The 22,401-nt window shown below is 59.4% G+C and carries 19 protein-coding genes and 1 tRNA gene; 18 read left to right on the forward strand and 2 right to left on the reverse strand.

Features of this window, described 5'->3' with window-relative positions:
- Positions 1–87 precede the first annotated feature (87 nt).
- The 5 genes from pabC to AAE484_RS04440 all read left to right on the forward strand — a co-directional run bounded on the left by pabC (position 88) and on the right by AAE484_RS04440 (position 5,557).
- Positions 88–990: an aminodeoxychorismate lyase gene (gene pabC, locus AAE484_RS04420; RefSeq protein WP_341937124.1), complete on the forward strand. Its 903-nt coding sequence runs from the start codon at positions 88–90 to the stop codon at positions 988–990.
- The gene (gene mltG, locus AAE484_RS04425; protein ID WP_341937125.1) at positions 987–2,015 is read left to right on the forward strand and encodes an endolytic transglycosylase MltG; all 1,029 of its coding nucleotides are present in this window, start codon (positions 987–989) and stop codon (positions 2,013–2,015) included. Before pabC ends, mltG begins: the two co-directional genes overlap by 4 nt.
- Positions 2,016–2,118: 103 nt before the next feature.
- Complete coding sequence (locus AAE484_RS04430; protein ID WP_341937126.1) at positions 2,119–3,822, forward strand: glutamine--tRNA ligase/YqeY domain fusion protein; 1,704 nt, start codon at positions 2,119–2,121, stop codon at positions 3,820–3,822.
- Positions 3,823–3,831: 9 nt separating this feature from the next.
- The gene (gene cysS / locus AAE484_RS04435; protein WP_341937127.1) at positions 3,832–5,223 is read left to right on the forward strand and encodes a cysteine--tRNA ligase; all 1,392 of its coding nucleotides are present in this window, start codon (positions 3,832–3,834) and stop codon (positions 5,221–5,223) included.
- A 70-nt stretch (positions 5,224–5,293) separates the two neighbouring features.
- The gene (locus AAE484_RS04440; protein WP_341937128.1) at positions 5,294–5,557 is read left to right on the forward strand and encodes a hypothetical protein; all 264 of its coding nucleotides are present in this window, start codon (positions 5,294–5,296) and stop codon (positions 5,555–5,557) included.
- A 28-nt stretch (positions 5,558–5,585) separates the two neighbouring features.
- Here the strand turns inward: AAE484_RS04440 and AAE484_RS04445 are convergent, their stop codons facing one another.
- Both AAE484_RS04445 and AAE484_RS04450 read right to left on the reverse strand, forming a co-directional pair.
- Complete coding sequence (locus AAE484_RS04445; protein ID WP_341937129.1) at positions 5,586–6,866, reverse strand: HlyC/CorC family transporter; 1,281 nt, start codon at positions 6,864–6,866, stop codon at positions 5,586–5,588.
- A 106-nt stretch (positions 6,867–6,972) separates the two neighbouring features.
- Positions 6,973–7,764, reverse strand: coding sequence for a cytochrome C assembly family protein (locus tag AAE484_RS04450; RefSeq protein WP_341937130.1), 792 nt, complete (start codon positions 7,762–7,764; stop codon positions 6,973–6,975).
- Positions 7,765–7,943: 179 nt separating this feature from the next.
- Here AAE484_RS04450 and ffh point away from each other — a divergent pair, with 179 nt between their 5' ends.
- From ffh to clpX, 13 genes are all read left to right on the forward strand, one after another.
- On the forward strand, positions 7,944–9,362 hold the full coding sequence (gene ffh / locus AAE484_RS04455; protein WP_341937131.1) for a signal recognition particle protein: 1,419 nt from the start codon (positions 7,944–7,946) through the stop codon (positions 9,360–9,362).
- Positions 9,359–9,814, forward strand: coding sequence for an META domain-containing protein (locus AAE484_RS04460; RefSeq protein ID WP_341937132.1), 456 nt, complete (start codon positions 9,359–9,361; stop codon positions 9,812–9,814). Before ffh ends, AAE484_RS04460 begins: the two co-directional genes overlap by 4 nt.
- Entirely contained in the window at positions 9,811–10,332 is a 522-nt protein-coding gene (locus AAE484_RS04465) for an SRPBCC family protein (RefSeq protein WP_341937133.1), read from the forward strand. Before AAE484_RS04460 ends, AAE484_RS04465 begins: the two co-directional genes overlap by 4 nt.
- A gap of 471 nt (positions 10,333–10,803) precedes the next feature.
- On the forward strand, positions 10,804–12,501 hold the full coding sequence (locus tag AAE484_RS04470) for an NAD-dependent malic enzyme (RefSeq protein ID WP_341937134.1): 1,698 nt from the start codon (positions 10,804–10,806) through the stop codon (positions 12,499–12,501).
- A gap of 55 nt (positions 12,502–12,556) precedes the next feature.
- Positions 12,557–12,916: an MmcQ/YjbR family DNA-binding protein gene (locus AAE484_RS04475; RefSeq protein ID WP_341937135.1), complete on the forward strand. Its 360-nt coding sequence runs from the start codon at positions 12,557–12,559 to the stop codon at positions 12,914–12,916.
- A gap of 53 nt (positions 12,917–12,969) precedes the next feature.
- Complete coding sequence (locus AAE484_RS04480; RefSeq protein WP_341937136.1) at positions 12,970–13,554, forward strand: helix-turn-helix domain-containing protein; 585 nt, start codon at positions 12,970–12,972, stop codon at positions 13,552–13,554.
- Between the two features lie 32 nt (positions 13,555–13,586).
- Entirely contained in the window at positions 13,587–15,761 is a 2,175-nt protein-coding gene (fadB, locus tag AAE484_RS04485) for a fatty acid oxidation complex subunit alpha FadB (protein ID WP_341937137.1), read from the forward strand.
- The gene (fadA, locus tag AAE484_RS04490) at positions 15,758–16,936 is read left to right on the forward strand and encodes an acetyl-CoA C-acyltransferase FadA (RefSeq protein ID WP_341937138.1); all 1,179 of its coding nucleotides are present in this window, start codon (positions 15,758–15,760) and stop codon (positions 16,934–16,936) included. The genes fadB and fadA overlap by 4 nt, the downstream gene beginning before the upstream one ends.
- Before the next feature lie 8 nt (positions 16,937–16,944).
- Positions 16,945–18,459: a hypothetical protein gene (locus AAE484_RS04495; RefSeq protein WP_341937139.1), complete on the forward strand. Its 1,515-nt coding sequence runs from the start codon at positions 16,945–16,947 to the stop codon at positions 18,457–18,459.
- Positions 18,460–18,624: 165 nt separating this feature from the next.
- Positions 18,625–18,709: transfer RNA gene (locus tag AAE484_RS04500), tRNA-Leu, on the forward strand.
- Positions 18,710–18,766: 57 nt separating this feature from the next.
- Positions 18,767–20,080, forward strand: a complete 1,314-nt coding sequence (gene tig / locus AAE484_RS04505) for a trigger factor (protein ID WP_341937140.1) — start codon at positions 18,767–18,769, stop codon at positions 20,078–20,080.
- Between the two features lie 175 nt (positions 20,081–20,255).
- Positions 20,256–20,891 (forward strand): ATP-dependent Clp endopeptidase proteolytic subunit ClpP, encoded by a 636-nt coding sequence (gene clpP / locus AAE484_RS04510; protein WP_341937141.1) that lies wholly within the window; start codon positions 20,256–20,258, stop codon positions 20,889–20,891.
- Positions 20,892–21,034: 143 nt separating this feature from the next.
- The gene (gene clpX / locus AAE484_RS04515) at positions 21,035–22,324 is read left to right on the forward strand and encodes an ATP-dependent Clp protease ATP-binding subunit ClpX (protein WP_341937142.1); all 1,290 of its coding nucleotides are present in this window, start codon (positions 21,035–21,037) and stop codon (positions 22,322–22,324) included.
- The last annotated feature ends 77 nt before the right edge of the window (positions 22,325–22,401 follow it).

Here is a 22,401-nt window from a genome sequence, read left to right on the forward strand (position 1 = left end):
AGGCATGCCTGGCGGCTAACCCCTTTCCGGCCCGCTGAATGTCACAATATGAGTGGTGGGGTACACTAATCTGGTAAACTCCCGCACATGTCAAAAGTTTCCCCTATCACCGCCATCAATGGCGTTCTGCATGCGACACTGTCGCCCCTCGACCGGGGCCTGGCCTACGGCGATGGCCTGTTTGAAACCTGCCGTGTCCTCGATGGGCAAGTCCCCCTGTGGCGCTGGCACCACGAACGTCTGCTGCATGGCTGTCGGCGGCTGGGAATTGCCGTCAATGAGGCCGAACTGCTCGCTCAGCGCGATCTGATGCTTCGGGTCGCGGGGGAGCAGGAAAGCGGTCAGAGCCCAGCACAAGAAAAAGCGCAGGGTGTTCTCAAAGTGATTGTGACCCGGGGGGCGGGCGGTCGCGGGCTCGAACGCCCGGAATCCGCCGAACCGACCCTGTGTTGGTTGTTTTACCCGGGAAAGAATCCCCTCTGGGAGTCCGGCGCTCGCGAAGGAATTTCGGCCCGGGTGTGCGAGCACCGTCTGGCGGACAATCCCAACCTGGCCGGACTGAAACATCTCAACCGCCTGGACTATGTTCTGGCGCGGGCCGAGTGGGACGACGAGTATCAGGAGGGGCTGCTGCTCGACGCCCGGGATCATCTTGTCGAGGGAACGATCAGCAATGTGTTCGGGGTGCTCGAGGGGCAGCTGGTCACGCCTGCATTGGGCTGCAACGGTGTGGTGGGAGTGATGCGTCGCCTGCTTCTGGAGAAACTGGCACCCGCCTCCGGGCTGACTGTGCACGAGCGGGCGATGTCTTTGCCGGAATTGAAAAAAGCTGAGGAAGTGTTTGTGTGTAACAGCGTGTTTGGAATCTGGCCCATTGTCCAGTTGGCGCCGGAGGGTGTGGCTTATTCACCCGGGCCGGTCACGCGGCGACTGCAGAAAGAGTGGACGCAGTGGCTGAATGCTCGACTGATACAGGGGGGCGTTGAGTGAAACGTCTTATGGTCGGCCTGTTTGTACTGGTGCTTGCCACCGCAGGGGGGGGGCTCGTGTACAGCTACCAGTGGCTGCACGAGCCGCTCGAACTGCCTGAAGGCGGTATGTTCTACGAGCTGAAGCGCGGAAAATCTCTCGGGCACATTACCAATGGCCTGGCGCGGGAAGGAGTGCTTGAGCACCCCCGGCTACTGCGTCTCTACGCCCGAATCACCGGCCAGAGCCGGGTGCACGCGGGTGAATACCGGTTGGCGCCGGGCCTTTCACCCAAAGGGCTTCTGGATAAGCTGACGGCGGGTGACGTGGTGATGCACCGGGTGACGCTGGTTGAAGGTTGGACTTACGCCCAGGCGCTGGAAGTGTTGCATGCCCAGGAGAACATTGAACCGCGGCTTGAAGGCCTGTCGCAGGCGCAACAGCTGGCTCAACTTGAGATCGAGGTCGAGCACCCGGAGGGCTGGTTCTTTCCCGATACCTACCGCTATGTGAAAGGGACCTCCGATGTCGAGATTCTGCGCCGGGCGCATGCGCTGATGCGCGCGGAGCTGGAGCGCCTCTGGCCGGAACGGGCCCAGGGGCTTCCCTACGATACCCCCTATGAAGCCTTGATCATGGCCTCGCTTATTGAACGTGAGACGGGCGCGTCCTGGGAGCGCGATCGTATTGCCGGGGTGTTTGTCCGTCGGCTGGAGCAGGGCATGCGTCTGCAGACCGACCCCACGGTGATCTACGGCATGGGCGAGCGTTATCAGGGGCGGATTACCCGCAGCGACCTCCGTCAGGCCACACCCTACAACACCTATACCATTCCCGCTCTGCCACCCACACCCATTGCCTTGCCGGGGCGCGAAGCTCTGGCGGCGGCACTGAACCCGGCGGATGGCACAGCGCTTTACTTTGTCGCCAAGGGTGACGGGACCCATGTGTTTTCCGACACTCTGGAGGAGCACAATCGCGCCGTACGCGAATATCAGTTGCGACGGCGTGAAGATTATCGCTCGACTCCGCCCCCGGCGCCCTGAGGGCGGCTAGGAAAACACCGGGCGAGTGTTTACAATAGCCGGCTTGGTGGCAGGCCGGTAAGCCTGCCAATAACGTCATTGAGCGAACGGGAAAGCCAGCCGTATGAGCGACAAGTCGCCCTCTGAGGGTAAAGCAGCAGCCAATAAGCCGGCCCACTTCATTCAGCAGATTATTCGCAAGGATCTGGACAGTGGCGTGGCGGAGCAGGTCATTACCCGCTTTCCGCCCGAGCCGAATGGCTATCTCCATATCGGCCACGCGAAGTCCATTGTCCTGAACTTCGGTATGGCCGAAGAGTTTGGCGGCGCCTGCCATCTGCGGTTTGACGATACCAATCCGGCCAGGGAAGAAGAGGAATACGTGCAGTCAATCAAGGCCGACGTCAAATGGCTGGGTTTTCAGTGGAGTGGCCCGGTACGCTATACCTCGGATTACTTCCAGGTGTTGTACGACTGGGCGCTGCATCTGATCAAAGCAGGCAAGGCCTATGTCTGTGATTTGAGCCCGGACCAGGCGCGCGAATACCGGGGAACCTTGACCGAACCCGGCACCAACAGCCCCTACCGGGATCGCAGCGTCGAGGAAAATCTCGAGCTGTTCGAGCAGATGCGCCGTGGCGATCACGAAGAGGGCAGTCGGGTGCTGCGTGCCAAAATCGATATGGCCTCGCCCAATATCAACCTGCGCGACCCCATCATCTACCGGATCAAAAAAGCCTATCATCACCATACCGGTGACACCTGGAACGTCTACCCGTCGTATGATTTTGCCCATGGTCAAAGCGATGCGATCGAGGGCGTCAGCCACTCGATCTGCACCCTGGAGTTTGAAGATCACCGGCCGCTTTACGACTGGTTCCTGGAAAATCTGCCGGTCCCTGCACGGCCGCGTCAGTACGAATTTGCGCGGCTGAACATCAACTACACCATCACCAGCAAACGCAAGCTGAAACAGCTGGTGGACGAACAGCATGTGGATGGCTGGGACGATCCGCGCATGCCCACCATCTCCGGCATGCGCCGGCGCGGCTATCCGCCCCAGGCGTTGCGCAACTTCTGCACCAGCATCGGTGTGACCCGCTCAGACAGTGTCGTGGATGTGGGGATGCTCGAGTACGAGGTGCGGGACTATCTGGATAAAAATGCTCCCAGGGCCATGTGCGTCTTGCGCCCGCTGAAAGTCACACTGACCAATTATCCGGTCGATCTTCTGGAGCAGATGCACGCACCGGGGCATCCGAACCGGGACGATTTCAGTGAGCGGGTTCTGCCGTTTACGCATACGTTGTTTATCGAGCAGGAAGACTTCCGCGAAGAGGCCAACAAAAAATACAAGCGCCTGGTGCTCGGGAAACGGGTACGGCTGCGCAACGCCTATGTCATCGAAGCCGAAGATGTGGTGAAAAACGAACAGGGCGAGATCATCGAAGTGCTTGCCAAAGTGATTGACGACACGCTCGGAAAAGACCCCGAGGATGGCGTCAAGCCCAAGGGCGTGATTCACTGGGTGTCGGCCACGCACAACCTCAACTGTGAAGTCCGCCTTTACGACCGGCTGTTTACCGACCCGGCGCCCGGTTCCGGTGACAAGAATTTTCTCGATGCCATCAACCCAGACAGTCTGCAGGTGCTATCCGATTGCAAAGCCGAAATCAGTCTGGCCGGAGCCAAAGTCAACAAGCATTTCCAATTTGAACGCACGGGTTATTTCTGTCTCGACAGTAAGTACACCAGCCTGGACAAGCCCGTGTTCAATCGCACCATTGAGTTGCGCGATACCTGGGCCAAAATTCAACAACAGCAATAGATGGAGCCTATGGCACTGCAAATTTACAACACCCTGACGCGCCAGAAAGACGTTTTCAAACCGATCGAGCCCGGCAAAATCAAGATGTACGTCTGTGGGGTGACGGTGTATGACTATTGTCACCTGGGTCACGCGCGGGTACTTGTGGCGTTTGATGTGATTGCCCGGTTTTTGCGCAGCCAGGGGTGGGACTTGACCTATGTGCGCAACCTGACTGATATCGATGACAAAATACTTCGGCGCGCGGAAGAAAACGGTGAGACGTTCGACAGTCTGACCGAGCGTTTCATTCAGGCCTCACACGAAGATGAGGCGCGCCTGGGCGTGTTGCCGCCGGACGTCGAGCCGCGGGCCACGACGCATATCGATGACATCATCGCCATGGTCCAGACTCTGGTCGATAAGGGCTTCGCCTATGCGGCCAGTAACGGTGATGTCTACTATCGTGTGAGCCGGTTTGAGCATTACGGTCGGTTGAGCAACAAAAACCCCGATGAGTTGTTGGCGGGTGCCCGCATCGGTATTGATGAGGCCAAAGAGGATCCACGCGATTTTGCGCTCTGGAAGCACGCCGAGGCCAACGAAGTCGGCTGGGATTCCCCCTGGGGCCGTGGGCGTCCGGGGTGGCATATTGAGTGCTCGGCAATGAGTAAGAATTGCCTGGGCGCGAACTTTGATATCCATGGTGGTGGTCCGGACCTGCCGTTCCCGCATCACGAAAACGAGATTGCCCAGAGTGAAGCGGCCAACGGCTGCCAGTATGTCAATTACTGGGTGCACGCTGGCGCTCTGCGTGTCGACGGGGAAAAAATGTCCAAGTCCCTGGGCAACTTTTTCACTATCCGGGACGTGCTGGAAAAGTACCACCCGGAAGTGGTGCGCTATCTGTTGATCAGCAGCCACTACCGGAGCCCGATCAACTATTCGGAAGAGAGTCTGATCGAAGCCCGTTCAGGACTGGAGCGTTTTTACAGTGCGTTGCGTCCTTACGTCGAGGTTCCGCCCCTGGATATCGATGAGCTGGTGGACAGTGATTACTATCGGGTGTTTGTCGAGTCCATGAACGACGATTTCAATACCCGTCTGGCGTTGGCGGCACTCTACGATCTGGTGCGGGAACTGAACAGCACACAGGACGAGTCGCAGCAGGCGCGCCTGGCCGGTGAGCTCAAAACCATGGGCGGGATTCTGGGCATTCTCCAGGAAAACCCGGAGGCGTTCCTGCAGGCGGGAGGCAGTGACACCATCAGTGCGGACGAGGTTGAAGCGCTGATCGAAGAGCGGCTCACCGCCAAACGGGAGAAGAATTTTGCCCGGGCCGACGAGATCCGCGACCAACTGCAGGCCCAGGGGGTGGTGCTTGAGGATTCCCCCAAGGGAACGCTCTGGCGGCGCGAATGATTCAGGAACCGCGTCGGTTTTCTCCGGTCCCAGATTCCGCCGCCCCGATTTATTGAGGTATTAAACGCTAATGACGTTTCGCCGATGGTATCGCCGCAATCGCACCCTCTTTGTCAGTCTGATGGCCTGCGCCAGCTTTCTGGCGCTGGCCATCTACGGCTGGGAAGTCGAGTGGGAGGATGTGGCGCAGGGGTTCCTGCTGGCCGCCGTGCTGTTGCTGGGACTGATGACAGCGGCCGCCATTCTCGGCTTTGTACTGTTCAAATGGCGTCGCTTTCGGGAGCGTGGGCGCCCCGATGTGCTGCGGCCGTCCGACCGGGAAGGGGATCGTTAGTCGAAAAGAGCGGCGGGGTATTTGGCCTTCACTCTTCTTCCCTGGTTTTGGTGCGATAGACGCGCAGCCAGGCGATCATCTTTTCGGTCAGGTCGGTAGTCTCGAAGCGGTAGCCGTCCAGGGCAAAACCGATATGTGCATCGGGAATGCTCTCCAGATATTCCATGGCCAGGCCATTGAGTGTTTTGGGACCATCCTGGGGAAGATCCCAGTCCAGATTGCGATTGATATCGCGAATGAAAGTACCGCCATCAATCAGATAGGAGCCGTCGTCCTGGGGAATGATGTCTTCCATGTCCTCTTCGGCCGAGTTGGTCGTGAAATCCCCGACAATCTCTTCCAGCAGATCTTCCAGTGTGACCAGCCCCTGAACCTCTCCATACTCATCCACAACCAGTGCCATGCGGCATTTCTGTTGCTGAAAATTCAGCAGTTGAGTATTCAGCGGGGTGGCCTCGGGCACAAAGTAGGGTTCATTGGTAAAGCGGCGGATATCGGCCAGGGTCACGGTGCTGTCGGTGCCCTGAATGAAGCGGGCCGCATTGCGCAGGTGCAGAATACCGACCACATTGTTGATGTCGCTTTCAAATACCGGCAGCCGGGTGTACTCGGTCGTTCGAATCTGCTGTAACAGCTTGTCGACCGGCTGGGTGAGATCCAGCCCCTCCACTTCATTGCGGGGGATCATGATGTCTTCGACCGTGGATTTCTCCAGATCGAGGATATTGAGGAGCATGCCCTGGTGCTGGTCGGGAATCAGGTCCCCGGCCTCATCCACCACGGTGCGCAGCTCCTCTGGGTTGAGGTGCTCCATGCCGCTGTGGGCCTTGTGAATTCCGAAGAGCTTGGAAATGCTGCTGGAAATACCATTGACCAGCACCACAGCCGGGTGCAGCACCACGGAGAGGGGTTTGAGTGCCCAGCTGGAGAGAAAGGCGACCCGTTCGGGGTAGAGTGCCGCCAGCGTCTTGGGGGTCACCTCCGCGAAGATGAGAACCACCAAGGTCAGAATCAGGCTGCCCACGGCAACGCCGGCATCGCCGTAGAGCCGCATGGCTATGATGGTGGCGATCGCGGTGGCAAAGATGTTGACCAGATTATTGCCAATCAGAATCAGGCCGATCAGATGTTCAGGGCGCTTGAGCAGGGCGGTGACACGGATGGCGCTCCTGTCTCCCTTTTTGGTCAGGTGCTTCAACCGATAGCGGTTGATTGACATCATCCCGGTCTCCGAACTGGAGAAAAACGCGGATAACACCAACAGCCCGACCAGGGCGGCAAACAGTAATTCTAACGGTGCTTCATTCAAGGCAATTCAAGCCCATATTGCTGCGAGGCCGGCTATCTTGAAGCAGAATGCCGGGCGAATCAATAGTGACGGAGCCCCGGACCGGGCACTGCACCAGAATCGGCTCCTAGGCCAGAATCAGTTCCAGCACCAGTTTGCTGCCGAAGTAGGCCAGCATCAGCAGCGCGAAGCCTCCGAGCGTCCAGCGAATGGCGGTATAACCCCGCCAGCCCAGCTGATGTCGGCCCCACAAGAGTACGGAGTAGATGATCCAGGCGGCAATGGAAAAGATCGTTTTGTGGGCCAGATGCTGCGCGAAGAGGTCATCCAGGAAGATGAACCCGGACAGAATGGAGAGTGTCAGCAGAATGTGGCCGGCCCAGAGCATCTCGAACAGCAGCGATTCCATGGTCTGCAGGGGCGGGAGCAGGCGCACCCGGCCACTGGGTTGATGATGCTTGAGCTGGTGGTTCTGCCAGGCGAGCAGCAGTGCCTGGAGGGTGGCAATGGTCAGCAGGCTGTAGGCGAGTATGGACAGCAGCACATGGGTGGCCAACGAGTAGCTCAGGACAATGGGGTTGGTGCCGGATCCCAGCAGGGAGGCGACAATACCCAGAGTCGACAGGGGAAGCAGCAGCACAAACAGATTGTGCAGGGGCTTGCGCGCACAGCTGAGCAACACCACCAGATTGATGACCCAGAACAGTAGCGAGGAAACCCGGAAGAACCCGAGCTCCAGCACATCAGGCAGTACCAACAGGTGGTAGAGGCCGGCCCCGTGCGCCAGCAGTGCCAGCGATACAGCGCCCAGGAGCCACTCTCGCCCGACCGTGCGTCCCTGGTACAGGCGCAGGGCCAAATAGGCAGTGGCGGCCAGATAAATGGCGATCGCCAGGCTATTGAGCATCAGGGTGGCCATAGTCTCGGTATTGTCCTCGGGTATCCATCTCGTTCAGGAGTCGCAGTGTGTCATAAGGGGCGGCCAAAGAGAAGCGGAAGGCTTCTCATTCTCCCGCGGCGCAACGTCTCACGGCTGGACCCGGGCCCCTGTTTTGAGGGTATAATCGCGGCCTGAATCGACGACTTTTGAGAGCCATCATGTTTAATACCCTGAGTGACCGTCTATCCGACTCCCTTCGCCGTGTTACCGGCAAGGCGCGACTGACCGATGATAACATCAAGGATACCCTGCGGGAGGTACGTAAGGCCCTGCTGGAGGCCGATGTGGCACTGCCGGTGGTCAAGACCTTCGTGGCCCAGGTGCGCAGCAAAGCGCTGGGACAGCAGATCAGCAAAGCGCTCAACCCGGGCCAGCAGTTTCTGAAACTGGTGGAAGCCGAGCTGGTGGAAGTGATGGGTGCCGCCAACGAGGGCCTGAACCTGGCGGTGAAGCCTCCGGCGGTGGTGTTGATGGCGGGCCTGCAGGGCGCGGGTAAAACCACCTCGGTCGCCAAGCTGGCGCGCTACCTGAAGGAGCGGGAAAAGAAAAAAGTCATGGTGGTCAGTGCCGACGTCTATCGTCCGGCCGCCATCCAGCAGCTGGAGACGCTCGCCCAGGAAGTGGGTGTGGACTTCTTTCCCTCCAGCGCCGACCAGAAGCCGGTGGCTATTGCCGAAGCGGCGATCGCCCAGGCTCGCAAACAGTTCGCCGATGTGGTGATTGTCGACACCGCTGGCCGACTGCACGTCGACGAAGCCCTGATGGAAGAAATTCAGGCGCTGCACGGGGCGGTCAATCCGGCCGAGACCCTGTTCGTGATTGATGCCATGATCGGTCAGGACGCGGTGAATACCGCCAAGGCGTTCAACGATGCTCTGCCTTTGACCGGTGTGGTGTTGACCAAGGCCGACGGCGACGCCCGCGGTGGTGCGGCGCTCTCGGTGCGCGAAGTGACCGGCAAACCGATCAAATTCCTGGGTACCGGCGAGAAAGTGGATGCGCTGGAGCCCTTCCATCCCGACCGTATCGCCTCGCGGATTCTCGGCATGGGCGACCTGATGTCGCTGATCGAGCAGGCCGAGCAGACGGTGGATAAAGACAAGGCCGAAAAGCTGGTCAAGAAAGTCAGCAAAGGCCAGCGTTTTGATCTGGAGGATTTGCGAGACCAGTTGCAACAGATGCAGAGCATGGGCGGACTGGGCTCAATGATGGAAAAACTGCCGGGAATGGGCAACATGGCGCAGATGGCGCAGCAGAACAACATGGGCAGTCAGTTCCAGGTGATGGAGACCATCATCAACTCCATGACGCCTCACGAGCGACGCAACCCGGATGTGCTCAACGGTTCGCGCAAGCGGCGCATTACCCAGGGTTCCGGCACCCAGATCCAGGACCTCAACCGCCTGCTCAAGCAGCACAAACAGATGTCCAAAATGATGAAGAAAATGAAAGGCGGCGGGATGAACAAAATGATGCGCGGCATGGGCGGTATGATGTCGGGCGGTGCCGGTGGCGGTATGCCTGGAGGTGGAATGCCCGGTGGTGGCCAGAAGTTGCCACCCGGTTTTCGGCGTTGATTTTGCCTTCCCGCGCCTCTCTGCGCTTTCTTTTGCCCATTGTGGCATTGGGCCTGTCAGCCTGTCAGAGCCCCGGTGGCGGCCCCGCGTTGTCCAGTGAGGCGCTGCAGGGGCGCTGGCAGGTGGTTTCTATCGACGGACGTTCGGTAGCGCCTCAAAGCCGGGCTTTTATTGAGTTTTCCGAACCGCCGCGTCTGACCGGTAACGGAGGTTGCAATCGGTTTTTTGGCATGTATCGATACGTTGATAGCACACTGGCCATCGAGCCCGAGGTCGGCAGTACCAAAATGGCATGCGAAGCAACGGTGATGGCGCAAGAGCAACAACTGTTTCAATGGTTGCCGGAGGCGACCCGGGCCGAGTGGGTCGATGGCCAGCTGCGACTGCTCGACTCAAGTGGCAAAACATTCCTTCGGGCCGACCGTCTGGACGGTAAGGACGTTCCACTGTGATCCCGTTTTTCGATACGCACTACGTGATTCGTCGGCCGCGCGAGCGCGTGTTCGATTTTCTGTCGGACTTTGAGCAGTACTGGAAAGAGCTTCCGGAGTTCAATGGCAGCCGACTGAAGACCGATCAGTCACCCGTGGTGGAAGGCAAGGTCTACTGGATCAGGACTGAAGACCGATCCTACCAATTTCAGACCCGTCTGGAAGTGCTGGAAGTCGAGCCGCCGGAGCGCTTTGTCTACGAATACAGTTATTATCCGCGCGAAGGCGACAGAAAAACCAAAGACCTGCAGGCGTTGTCGGCCAAAGAGGGACCCATGCCCTGGAACCGCGCCCGGGTGATTCTGACGTTGGATGAATGCGATCAGGGCACGCGGGTGAGGGCGCAAATGCAGGTATTCGGTGTTGAAGGATTTTTTGCCCGCTGGAAAGTCTCCACCCTGAAAACCGCCTGCGCCCGGGCCCAGAAAGGTGCCAACGCCAATATGGTCCGGGTGGCCGAAAAACACATCAGCGAGTAATGCCTCCCCCAACGGCTCGGTTACTCCTCGCAGGCGCCGGGGGTATAACCGATCACGCCTGAGTCAGTGCAGGCCGTGCAAGCGTTCCCGAATGTCTTCTCCCGCGCATCTTCCTCTGCAGTACCCGGCGTCTCTGACTCATCGTTATCACTTTGCTCAAAATATCCGCAGGCCGGATCGTATTGTTGTGTGCAGACGTCCGGGCGCTGATCGGGGCAGGGGACGAACCCTTCCGGCATGGCCGCGCCCTGTGACTCGGTCGATTCCGCCAGGTTCGTTGAGTCAGTGGGCTCCGGTGGCCCGGCGTCACACCCCGAAATAGACCACAGCGCCAACAAACCTGCTATAACAAGAGTAAGGTGGGAGCCGGCGCGGGCCTGTGGTGCTGAGCCTGTCGGGCCCCGAAAAGGCAACTGCCTCCGGTTCGGGTCTGTGTTAAGATTCGTCGTTTTAATCATAGTCGTGGAAGTCATGGTCAAGAAACGCCCAATTTATATTCCTTTTGCCGGTCCGGCGCTGCTGGAAGCTCCCCTGTTGAACAAGGGCAGCGCGTTCAGTCCGCAGGAGCGCCAGCAGTTCAATCTCGAAGGTCTTCTGCCCTACAGCATTGAGACCATTGAAGAACAGGAGGCGCGTGCGTACGAGCAATTGTGCTCGTTTCATACGGATATTGACAAGCATATTTATCTACGCAACATCCAGGACACCAACGAAACCCTGTACTTCCGCCTGGTGACCGATCATCTCGAGGAAGTAATGCCGTTGATATACACGCCAACGGTAGGGCAGGCCTGTCAGCAGTTTTCCAAAATCTACCGGCGTAAGCGCGGGCTGTTCATCACCTACCCGGATCGCGAGCGCATCGATGACATGCTCCAGAATGCGACCAAACACAATGTGAAGGTGATCGTCGTGACCGACGGCGAGCGTATTCTTGGCCTGGGTGACCAGGGCATCGGGGGCATGGGAATCCCCATTGGCAAGTTGGCGCTTTACACCGCTTGCGGTGGCATCAGTCCGGCCTACACTTTACCCGTGGTGCTGGATGTGGGCAGCAACAACAAAAGCCTGATCAATGACCCCATGTATATGGGGTGGCGGCATGAGCGGATTACCGGCGACGAATACCACGAATTCGTTGAACAGTTCATTCAGGCGGTCCAGGTCCGTTGGCCCGATGCGCTGGTACAGTTTGAGGATTTTGCCCAGGGCAATGCCACCCCGCTGCTGGAGCGGTACCGCGACCGGATCTGCTGTTTCAATGATGACATTCAGGGCACCGCTTCGGTAACGGTGGGTACCCTGCTGGCCGCCTGCAGGGCGAAGGGCGAGGCGTTGGCCGATCAGCGCATCGTGTTTGCCGGGGCCGGCTCGGCCGGCTGTGGTATCGCCGAGCAGATTATTGTTCTGATGCAACAGGAAGGGCTCACCGAGGCCCAGGCGCGAAGCCGGATCTATATGCTCAACCGCTCAGGGTTGTTGCGCCGCGGCTCGGCCAATGTGCGGGAGTTTCAGAAACAGTTGTGTGTACCGGACGAGGATGTGGCCGGCTGGACTCTCGGTAACAGCAAACAGCCGGACAATATCGGTCTGCTTGATGTTGTCATAAACGCCAAGCCAACGGTGCTTGTGGGTGTCTCGGGTCAACCCGGCATGTTTACCAAAGCCGTGATCGAGGCGATGCAGGTGGCTTGCGAGCGGCCCATCGTTCTGCCGCTGTCGAACCCGACCTCCCAGGTGGAAGCGCAGCCAGTGGATATCCTGCGCTGGACGAGCGGCAAAGCCATTGTTGCGACCGGCAGCCCGTTCAAGCCGGTGGAAATGTCCGGTCAGCGTCACGAGATTGCCCAGTGTAACAACAGCTATATTTTTCCGGGCGTCGGCCTGGGAGTGGTCGCCTCCAAGGCCAGTCGTATTACCGACAACATGATGGTGGCCGCCAGTCGCGCTCTGGCCGAAGCGTCGCCCATGGTAAAAACGGGTGAGGGGGCGCTACTGCCTCCTTTGCAGGAAATCCGCTCGGTGAGCCAGCTGATTGCCGGGGCCGTGTTCCGGCAGGCCATTGAAGATGGCGTTGCCATGCCGGTGCCTGAGGAACTGATTGACCAGAAAATTGCCAGTAACTTCTGGGAGCCGGAGTATCGGGACTATCGCCGAACCTCCTTTTAAACTGTTACTATGTCTGTAAACTTAACCGACAATTTTATTGTGTGAGGCTGATTCAATGGATTACGAGAGTGCAAAAGCCTGTATCCTGGCGAAACCTGAAGCGGTAGAGCTGCACCCGGCAGGACCCGACGTTACGTCTTTCAAAGTGTGTCATAAATTGTTTGCAACCCTGGCCGAAGGCGAGGATGGCATTCCCTACGTCAATCTCAAGTGTGAACCCAATCGGGCGCAGGAACTGCGTGATACCTATCCGGCGATTCAGCCGGGGCATCGGATGAACAAAGTTCACTGGAACACGATTGTGCTCGACGGCAGCGTGCCGGACGATCTGGTGCGCGAGCTGGTCGACCATTCGTATGAACGCGTTGTGGAAAACCTGCCCACACCGGAACGCGACCGGCTCCTGGCAAGCTAGGAGAGCCGGGCCCCGGTTTCAACAACTCTTTTTTAAGCTGAAAGGTGGTCGGTATGGCCAACCAGTCACCACCTAAACCGGAACGTGAGCCCGGCCTGGCGGAGCTGGGCGCGCGGCTCAAAGCGGTGCGCGAGCTCAATGGTCTCTCACAGCGCGAACTCGCCCGTCGGGCCGGCGTCACCAACAGCAATATTTCACTGATTGAGCAAGGGCAGGTCAGTCCCTCCATCCACTCTCTGGCCCGTCTGCTCGATGCCATCCCACTGTCCCTGTCGCAATTTTTTGCCCTGGATCCGTCAGCGCCGGAAGGCGGAATTGTGCGCGCCGGTCACGCCGCGCGAACCGAATGCCCTGAGCTGGGTCTGAGCATCGAGAGCCTTCCGGTTCCCGGTGGCCGACCGGTGCTTCTGGAGCGCTGCGAGTTCAGGGCCGGCGCGGATACCGGAGCCGAGCCGCAGCGGCTGCCACGGCCACGAGCGGGGTGGGTGATAGCCGGAGAATTGGAGTTGACATTGGGTGTGCGCTGCTACACTTTGCAGGCGGGGGACGGGTTTCATCTGCCCAAAGGACAGCTGTTCAGGGCCCGCAATACCACCTCCCAATCAACCGTGGTCATGATCACCAATGGTGAGCCATAACCGCCAACCATCGATTGAGAAGAGATAGCGCTATGTACCAGGGACATACACTCACAGTGACCATGCTCGATGAGGGTGTGGCGGAGTTGATTTTTGACCTCCAGGGTGAGTCGGTAAACAAGTTCAGCCGACAGACGGTCAAAGAACTCAGTGAAGCGTTGGATAAACTCGAGAGTACTGAGGGGTTGACTGGTGTACTGATTACCAGCGGCAAACCCGCGCTGATGGTGGGAGCCGACATCACCGAGTTTCAGGAATTTTTTGCCAGCGGCGAGCAGGCGGTGATCGATTATCTGGCCAGCAACAACCGCAACTTCTGTCGGCTGGAGGATCTGCCGGTACCGGTGGTCGTGACCGTTGACGGCTACGCGCTGGGTGGAGGCATGGAATTGTGTCTGGCCTGCGATTACCGGATTCTGACGCCCGAGGCCAAAGTGGGGCTGCCCGAGACCCGACTGGGGATCATTCCCGGCTGGGGCGGCACCGTTCGTCTGCCCCGACTGGTGGGTGTGGATACCGCCGCCGAGTGGATTGCCAGTGGTAAAAACTGGGATGCCAAAAGCGCGCTGATCGCCGGAGTGGCCGACGCTGTGGTACCGGCTGACGAGCTGCGCGCGGGGGGCCTGCATACTCTGGCGCAGTGTCGCGCGGGTAAAATGGATTTCCGGGCGCGCCGGGCGCTGAAGACCGGACCGCTGCAGCACAACCGCATTGAAGCCACCATGGCGTTTGAAACCGGCAAAAGTGTGGTGGCGGCCCAGGCCGGGCGTCACTACCCCGCGCCGCTGGCCGCGCTGGACGTCATGGAGGCCGCAGCCGGAGAGAGCCGCGACCGGGCACTGGAAATTGAGGCCAAAACCTTTGCCCGGCTGGCAACGACGTCCGTGGCCAAGGCGCTGGTCGGGATTTTTCTCAACGACCAGGCGCTTTCAAAACAGGCCAAACGTTGGCAGAAGCGCAACGACCAGCCCGTCAGGCGGGCGGCGGTGCTCGGTGCCGGTATCATGGGAGGCGGCATCGCCTACCAGTCGGCCCTCAAGGGTATCCCCATCAAGTTGAAAGATATTGCCCAGGAAGGGCTGGACCAGGGGCTGGATGAGGCCAATCGGCTCCTGAGCAAACGGGTGGATCAGGGACGCATGGAGGCTCACGCCATGGGCGAGGCCCTCAATCGCATCGAGCCCGCCCTCAGTTACGATGGCTTTGATCAGGTGGAGATGGTTGTGGAGGCCGTGGTGGAAAACGCCAAGGTCAAGCGCAGCGTCCTGGCCGAAACCGAGCGGGAGGTGGGCGAGAACACTATTCTGGCATCCAATACGTCAACCATCTCCATCACCTCCCTGGCCGAGGCGCTGCAGCGGCCGGAGAATTTCTGTGGTATGCACTTTTTCAATCCCGTCCACGCCATGCCGCTGGTCGAGGTCATTCGGGGCACACAATCCTCGGATCGCGCCCTTGCCCGGACCGTGGACTTCGCCACCGCCCTGGGCAAAAAGCCGGTGGTGGTCAGGGACTGCCCGGGATTTCTGGTCAATCGCGTGCTCTTCCCCTATTTTGCCGGCTTTGCCCTGCTGGTTCGCGACGGCGTGGATTACCAGCGCATTGATCAGGTTATGGAGCGCTGGGGTTGGCCCATGGGCCCGGCGTACCTGCTGGACGTGGTGGGGCTGGATACGGCCATTCATGCCGAGGCGGTCATGGCGGATGCCTACCCCGACCGGCTGAGCCGCGACTTTACCTCCTGTACTCAAATACTCTTTGACGCCGGGCGTCTGGGACAGAAAAACGGCGGTGGTTTTTACGATTACGAAAAAGACCGAAAGGGCAAACCCCAAAAGCAGCCGAGCGAGGTGGCGAAGCAGTTGCTGCCGATACAGGGCGAGGCGCCGGAGCTGTCCGACGATGATATCGTGGCCCGCATGATGGTGCCCATGGTGACCGAGCTGGTGCGCTGCCTCGACGAAGATATTGTCGCCTCGCCGGCCGAGGCCGACATGGCCATGGTGTATGGCACGGGCTTCCCGCCCTTCAGGGGAGGCCCTCTGCGCTGGGTCGATGACCTGGGGGCGGACGAATTCCGTCGAATGGCCGAATCCTGGTCATCGCTCAGTGCCCTGTATGAGTTGCCCGCCAGCTTGAGTGACCGGGCCGAGACCAACGATCTTTTCTACCCGCTGGCTGAAGGCCGCGAAGGAGCGTCCGAATGACTTTGCACGCCAGAGATGCCGTTATAGTCGACTATGCCCGCACGGCGATGGGGCGATCGAAGAACGGCTGTTTCCGCCACAGCCGTGCCGACGATATGTCCGCCACCCTGATTCAGGGACTGTTGGCCCGTAACAGCGCGCTCGATCCGGCGCAGATCGATGACTTCATCTGGGGCTGCGTCCTGCAGCGAGAAGAACAGGCGTTCAATATCGCGCGCAACATCCTGTTGCGCGCCGGTTTACCCCATAGCGTTCCCGCCCAGACCGTCAATCGCCTGTGTGGCTCTTCCATGTCGGCACTGCATACCGCCACGGCCAATATCCGTGCCGGGTTGGGGGATGTGTACCTGATCGGAGGTGTGGAACATCTGGGGCACCTGCCCATGTACGAAGCGATCAACCCCAACCCTTTACTCGGCCTGTCGGTGGCCAGGGCGGCCGGCAACATGGGCGTTACCGCCGAATACCTGGCGCGTCTGCACGGGATCGAGCGCCGGCAGATGGACGAGTTTGGTGCCCGCTCTCATCACCGGGCCGCCGCTGCGCGTGAGCGCGGCGCTTTTGGGCGGGAAATCATCCCCGTGGCCGGGCACGACGAGCGGGGCTTTCCGATCATGGTTGAACAGGATGAAACCATCCGCCCGGAAACCACGATTGAGGGCCTGGCCGAGCTCAAGCCGGTGTTCGACCCCAAAAACGGCAAGGTGACTGCGGGCACTTCATCGCAATTATCCGACGGCGCCTCGAGTATGCTGGTGATGTCCGCCGAGCGGGCCCGCTCACTGGGGCTGACGCCCATCGCCCGGGTGGTGTCGCTGGGCCTGGCGGGGGTGGATCCCTCCATCATGGGGTACGGTCCGGTACCCGCCACCCAGAAAGCCCTGGATAGCGCCAACCTGACCATGGATGACATCGAGTGCCTCGAACTCAATGAGGCCTTCGCGGCCCAGTCGCTGCCCGTCATCAAGGATCTGGGGCTGTTGGAGGATCTCGATCAGCGGGTCAACCTCAATGGTGGCGCCATTGCGCTGGGGCACCCCTTCGGTTGTTCCGGCACGCGCATCACCGGTTCGCTGCTGACCGTCATGGCCGAGCAGGACCAGAGCCTGGGCGTGGCCACCATGTGCATTGGTCTGGGGCAGGGCATCAGCACGGTTATTGAGCGTCTCAATTAAGTGGTAGAATGGCGGCTTCTGTTTTGCCGCATTGCCCGGAGGATCTCCTGCCCTTGATCGTCATTGAAGCTGGTACTAGTCCCGAAGCCTTTCTGGAAGATCAGCTGACGGCTCTGCTTGACAGCGGAGCCGCGGAGCGCTGTTTTGCCCTGGGGTTCGAGTGTGAGCAGTACTTTCTGCCCGGCAAGCCTCGGGTCTCGCTCCTGGCGCTGGTGGCGCTTCAGCGCGGCCGGGACGTGCCGCGTATTCGTCTGAGCCTGCACCCGCGCACGCCCGACTTTGAAACCCAGGTCAATGCCGTGCTGGCCCGTGCCTCCGATCTGGAAGCTCTGGCGCAGCGCTGGAGCGTGCCCTGGTTTACGCTGGGAGAACCTCTGGCGCTGACGCCCATGGTGGTGCCCAAGCCCTGGGGCCGGGAGGTCTGGTACACCGGCATCGAAGCGCGCGGGCAGGCGTCGGTGCGCGTGGCCGGCGGCCGGGTGCCTCTGCACTGGCTGTTGGCTTTTGCGCCCACACGGTTGGTGGCCGCCCAGGAGCGCCGGCTGATCCTGCTAAAGCGTCTGGAGCCCTGGCCCGATCCGCTGCTCGGAGATCTGTATTTCGAGATGCACGAGCAGAAACAGGAAGTGTATCTGGTCACCCGGGTGGACGAATCCCTCTGGCCCGGGGGACAGGGGGGAATCCGGCTGGGGTTCAACCCCCAGAAACGCGCCCGCTATGCGGATGACCAGGCTTTCAAGGCCGACTATCTGCGAGCGGTACAGGCCTATCAGGCGGTCCGGCGCGAACTTGATGCCAGGCTCGATCGGTGGCGAGTAGAGCAGGGGCTGGGCCTGGACCTGCCGCTTCGCCCGGAGCAGTATCGAGCCGGCATGGAGCAGATTGATCCGGAGCTCAAAAGCCGGGAGCAGGAGCAGCGCTCGATAATGGAGTCCTACACCGCCGTGCGTCCAGTGCACCGGGGGGATGTGGTGCGCGTGCCTCCCTACACCCCGCACGCGCTGCTGCACGGGGTCGAAGTGGTGGAGTTTCAGACCCCGCACTACGAGCGCAAAATCCTGTCCTTCAACCAGAAGGTCTTGACCCAGGATCATTGGGATACGGTTGAGGCCCTGCCGAAACTCTCCCTCGATACGCCCGCTCAACACCCTCCCAGAGTCTGGACTCTCAGCCCGGGCCAGAGTCTGGAGCAGCTGGCCGACTTCTCCCAGTTCAGCGTATTCCGGCTGCGCCTAAAGGCCGGGGAGAGTTTTCCCTTGCGCCGGCTCCAGAGGTTTGTCCCGGCCGCCGATCGCCCCCATTACAACCTCCTCATGGTCCTGCGCGGGGATCCCCACTACAGCCATTCGCCGCAGACGGTACTGACGCCCGACGAGGTGCATCTGCTGCCCTCTGAGCGAGGCAACCTGGTGCTGGGTTGCCACCACGACACCGAAGTCCTGCTGTCGATTCCGGGGTGCCGGGCGCTTGAGCAGGCCGATTCCGCCCCGGGCCTCCCGGAGGCGGGTTGTGCTGCTTATTGAACCCTTGAGGGGCTTGTGGCACAATCTCCTGCCTTCGCGCCGGCACCTGGCCGAGTTTTTTAGAAAACCCCAGTAAAATCAGTTGGTTAGTATGATTTTAGTGCTCGGGCGTGAAGTGCGAGTTAAGTCAGGCCATCACTGCCTTGGCAGTTTGCCGACTTTCTAGCGGTCGTGGTGGAATTGGTAGACACGCCAGATTTAGGTTCTGGTGCCGAAAGGTGTGAGAGTTCGAGTCTCTCCGACCGCACCAAATTTTTAGCCCTTATGGCATTGGCCCCCCGATGCGAATAGCTTATAGAGGAAGAGAATGCAGGTTTCCATAGAGACAACGTCTGGTCTGGAGCGCCGTCTGACGGTGGGAGTCCCCGCTGCCGAAGTAGACAGCGAAGTGCAAAAGCGTCTGCAGCAGGCGGCCAAAAACATTCGTATCAACGGCTTCCGCAAGGGCAAAGTGCCCATGAAAGTAGTCAAGCAGCGCTACGGCGACAGTGTTCGCCAGGAAGTGCTGGGCGAGGTGATCAATCGCAGCTTCTACGAAGCGGTGCGCAAAGAAGAGGTCAAGCCGGCCGGGCAGCCTTCGATAGAGCCCAAGCAGTTCGGTGAAGGCAAGGATCTGGAGTACGTGGCCACCTTTGAGGTCTACCCCTCGGTTGAGCTTGGCGATTTCTCCGGCTACGAGATCACCCGCAAAAAAGCGGAAGTGACCACTGAAGATGTCGACAAAATGATTGAGGTGCTCCGTGAGCACCAGGCCACCTGGAAAGAAGTGGACCGCGCCGCGCAGGAAGGCGATCAGGTCAACATCGACTTCGTCGGCACTCGCGATGGTGAAGAATTCGAGGGCGGCAGCGCCGAAGGGCAGGATCTGGTGCTGGGCTCCGGCTCCATGATCCCCGGCTTTGAAGACGGCCTGGTGGGCCTGAAAGCGGGTGATGAAAAGACCCTGTCACTGACATTCCCCGATGACTACCAGGCGGAAGACCTGCGTGGTGCGTCCGTGGAGTTCAAGGTCAAAGTCAACAGCGTCTCCGAAAAAGAGCTCCCCGAGCTGGATAAAGACTTCTACGCCAAGTTCGGTGTCGAGAAGGGCGGCAAGCCGCAGTTCCGCAAAGAAGTGAAGGCCAATATGGTGCGCGAGCTCAACAACGCCATCAAGGCCGACACCAAGAACCAGGTGATGAACGCGCTGATCGAGAGCCACAAGCCCGATCTGCCCAAGGCGCTGGTCGACAGCGAAATTGAGTCCCTGCGCCAACAGATGATGCAGCGCTTCGGTGGCCAACAGCAGGATTTTGACGTCAAATCCCTGCTGCCGGACACCATGTTCCAGGAAGAGGCGGAGCGTCGTGTCGCGCTGGGTCTGATCGTGGGAGAAGTGATCAAGGCCAACGATATCAAGGTCGATCCAGAGCGGGTCAAATCCATGGTTGAAGAGCTGGCCTCGACCTACGAGCAGCCGGAAGAAGTGGTCAACTACTACTACCAGAATCGCGAACTGCTCTCCAGCGTTGAGTCCGCGGCCATGGAAGACCAAGTGGTCGATTATATTCTGGAAAAAGCCAAGGTCACCGACCAGCCCAGCAACTACGACGAGATTGTCGCCAGTAAGCAACAGCGGTAATTGGCGCTATAATCGGTCAAAAAGGCCACAAAATGAGTGTTTTGTGGCCAATCTCTCCGCCACATCAGTCTGATACTGGCATCTCAGCGCATCTCAGGTTAAGCTTTCTACTACATTTTCGCGTGGCCCGGCCTTTCGCCGGGCCGCTGCACTTAGTAAAGGACATAAAGACCCTATGTCGAACGATTACACTTCACAGGTACCTGACGTTATGGCATCCGGCTTGATTCCCATGGTGGTTGAGCAGACCGCCCGCGGTGAACGCTCCTACGACATCTACTCGCGTCTTCTGAAGGAGCGCGTGGTTTTTCTGGTGGGCCAGGTCGAAGACCATATGGCGAACCTGATGGTGGCACAGCTTCTGTTCCTGGAGGCGGAGAACCCCGACAAGGACATTCATCTGTACATCAACTCGCCGGGTGGTTCCGTGACCGCCGGTATGGCGATTTATGACACCATGCAGTTCATCAAACCCGATGTCAGCACCATGTGTATCGGGCAGGCCTGCAGCATGGGCTCGTTTCTGTTGGCGGCGGGCGCGAAAGATAAGCGCTTCTGTCTGCCCAACTCCCGGGTAATGATCCACCAGCCCAGCGGCGGCGCCCAGGGGCAGGCTTCCGATATCCATATTCAGGCCAAGGAGATCCTGAGCATTCGCGAGCGTCTGAACCAGCTCCTGGCGCACCATACCGGCCAGTCGGTCGAGCAAATCGGGTTGGATACCGAGCGCGACAACTTCATGAGCGCTGAGCGTGCTGTGGAATACGGGATTGTCGACAAGGTGGTGAGCCATCGTGGTGCCACAGAATAAGCGCCGGGTGCATCCGTACAGCCCCGGTTACGTATATACTGGTAAAGAAGCAGTAAACTCAGGGTGCCGCCCAGGCGGCACCGCTTGAAATTCCGGGTAAAAGACGGCATCTTTACCCCAAAGCGTTTTGACGGAGTGGTTTAATGACCGATCACACCAACGACAGCGGCGACAAGAACGGCAAACTGCTGTATTGCTCGTTCTGCGGCAAGAGCCAGCACGAAGTGCGCAAGTTGATTGCCGGTCCCTCGGTGTTCATCTGCGACGAGTGTGTCGATCTGTGTAATGACATCATCCGCGAGGAAATCCAGGAGGCCGCGACCGAGGGCCCCTCGGAGCACCTGCCCAAGCCCAGTGAAATCTCGGCCATTCTGGACGAGTACGTCATTGGTCAGAAGCGGGCCAAAAAAGTCTTGGCCGTCGCGGTTTACAACCACTACAAGCGTCTGCGTGTGGGGGACAAGGGCAAGGACCCGATCGAACTGGGCAAAAGCAACATCCTGCTGGTCGGTCCCACGGGCAGTGGTAAGACGCTGCTGGCTGAGACCCTGGCACGCCTGCTTGATGTGCCCTTCACCATTGCCGACGCCACCACGCTCACCGAAGCGGGTTATGTCGGTGAGGATGTGGAAAACATCATCCAGAAGCTGTTGCAGAAATGCGACTACGACGTGGACAAGGCACAGCACGGCATCGTCTATATCGACGAGATTGACAAGATCTCGCGCAAATCTGACAACCCCTCCATCACCCGTGACGTGTCGGGCGAGGGGGTCCAGCAGGCGCTGCTCAAGCTGATCGAGGGCACCGTGGCCTCGGTTCCTCCCCAAGGAGGGCGCAAGCATCCCCAGCAGGAATTCCTGCAGGTGGATACAGGCAACATTCTGTTCATCTGTGGCGGCGCTTTCGCCGGCCTGGACAAAGTGATTCGCGAGCGGTCCGAGAAGGGCGGTATCGGCTTTGGCGCCGAAGTCAAAAGTAAGGACGACAAACGCAATTTTGGCGAAATTCTGCATCATCTGGAGCCCGAAGATCTGGTCCAGTACGGTCTGATTCCCGAATTCGTCGGCCGTCTGCCGGTGATCGCCACCCTTGACGAGCTGGACAAGGAGGCGTTGATCGAGATCCTGACAGCGCCCAAGAACTCACTCACCAAGCAGTATGAGCGGTTATTCGAGATGGAAGGCGTCGATATCGATTTTCGGCGGGAAGCGCTGGAGGCCGTTGCCCAGAAGGCCATGGACCGCAAGTCCGGTGCCCGGGGGCTGCGCTCGATCATGGAGGGCGTGCTGCTGGAGACCATGTACAAGATTCCCTCGGAGGAGGGTGTCGTCAAAGTCATCGTTGATGACTCGGTCATCCGCGGCGAGTCGGATCCGCTACTGGTATACGAGCAGAGCGAAGCGCCGGCCAAGGTGGCCAAAGGCGACTGATTCGCGCCAGTTTGATGTGTGTAAGTACAAAGAGCGCCCCAAGGGGCGCTCTTTGCGTATTTTTACCCGGTAAAACT

The organism is Marinimicrobium sp. C2-29 (assembly GCF_038419845.1).
Classification (GTDB): domain Bacteria; phylum Pseudomonadota; class Gammaproteobacteria; order Pseudomonadales; family Cellvibrionaceae; genus Marinimicrobium.

Bases quoted from the DNA above. Each gene is read 5' to 3' on its own strand.
- AAE484_RS04495 (WP_341937139.1), top strand. From the start codon at position 16,945: ATGGCGGCTTCTGTTTTGCCGCATTGCCCGGAGGATCTCCTGCCCTTG.
- fadB (WP_341937137.1), top strand. From the start codon at position 13,587: ATGTACCAGGGACATACACTCACAGTGACCATGCTCGATGAGGGTGTG.
- AAE484_RS04430 (WP_341937126.1), top strand. From the start codon at position 2,119: ATGAGCGACAAGTCGCCCTCTGAGGGTAAAGCAGCAGCCAATAAGCCG.
- AAE484_RS04450 (WP_341937130.1), bottom strand. From the start codon at position 7,764: ATGGCCACCCTGATGCTCAATAGCCTGGCGATCGCCATTTATCTGGCC.
- clpP (WP_341937141.1), top strand. From the start codon at position 20,256: ATGTCGAACGATTACACTTCACAGGTACCTGACGTTATGGCATCCGGC.
- AAE484_RS04480 (WP_341937136.1), top strand. From the start codon at position 12,970: ATGGCCAACCAGTCACCACCTAAACCGGAACGTGAGCCCGGCCTGGCG.
- clpX (WP_341937142.1), top strand. From the start codon at position 21,035: ATGACCGATCACACCAACGACAGCGGCGACAAGAACGGCAAACTGCTG.
- cysS (WP_341937127.1), top strand. From the start codon at position 3,832: ATGGCACTGCAAATTTACAACACCCTGACGCGCCAGAAAGACGTTTTC.
- AAE484_RS04470 (WP_341937134.1), top strand. From the start codon at position 10,804: ATGGTCAAGAAACGCCCAATTTATATTCCTTTTGCCGGTCCGGCGCTG.
- pabC (WP_341937124.1), top strand. From the start codon at position 88: ATGTCAAAAGTTTCCCCTATCACCGCCATCAATGGCGTTCTGCATGCG.
- ffh (WP_341937131.1), top strand. From the start codon at position 7,944: ATGTTTAATACCCTGAGTGACCGTCTATCCGACTCCCTTCGCCGTGTT.
- tig (WP_341937140.1), top strand. From the start codon at position 18,767: ATGCAGGTTTCCATAGAGACAACGTCTGGTCTGGAGCGCCGTCTGACG.
- AAE484_RS04440 (WP_341937128.1), top strand. From the start codon at position 5,294: ATGACGTTTCGCCGATGGTATCGCCGCAATCGCACCCTCTTTGTCAGT.
- AAE484_RS04475 (WP_341937135.1), top strand. From the start codon at position 12,557: ATGGATTACGAGAGTGCAAAAGCCTGTATCCTGGCGAAACCTGAAGCG.
- fadA (WP_341937138.1), top strand. From the start codon at position 15,758: ATGACTTTGCACGCCAGAGATGCCGTTATAGTCGACTATGCCCGCACG.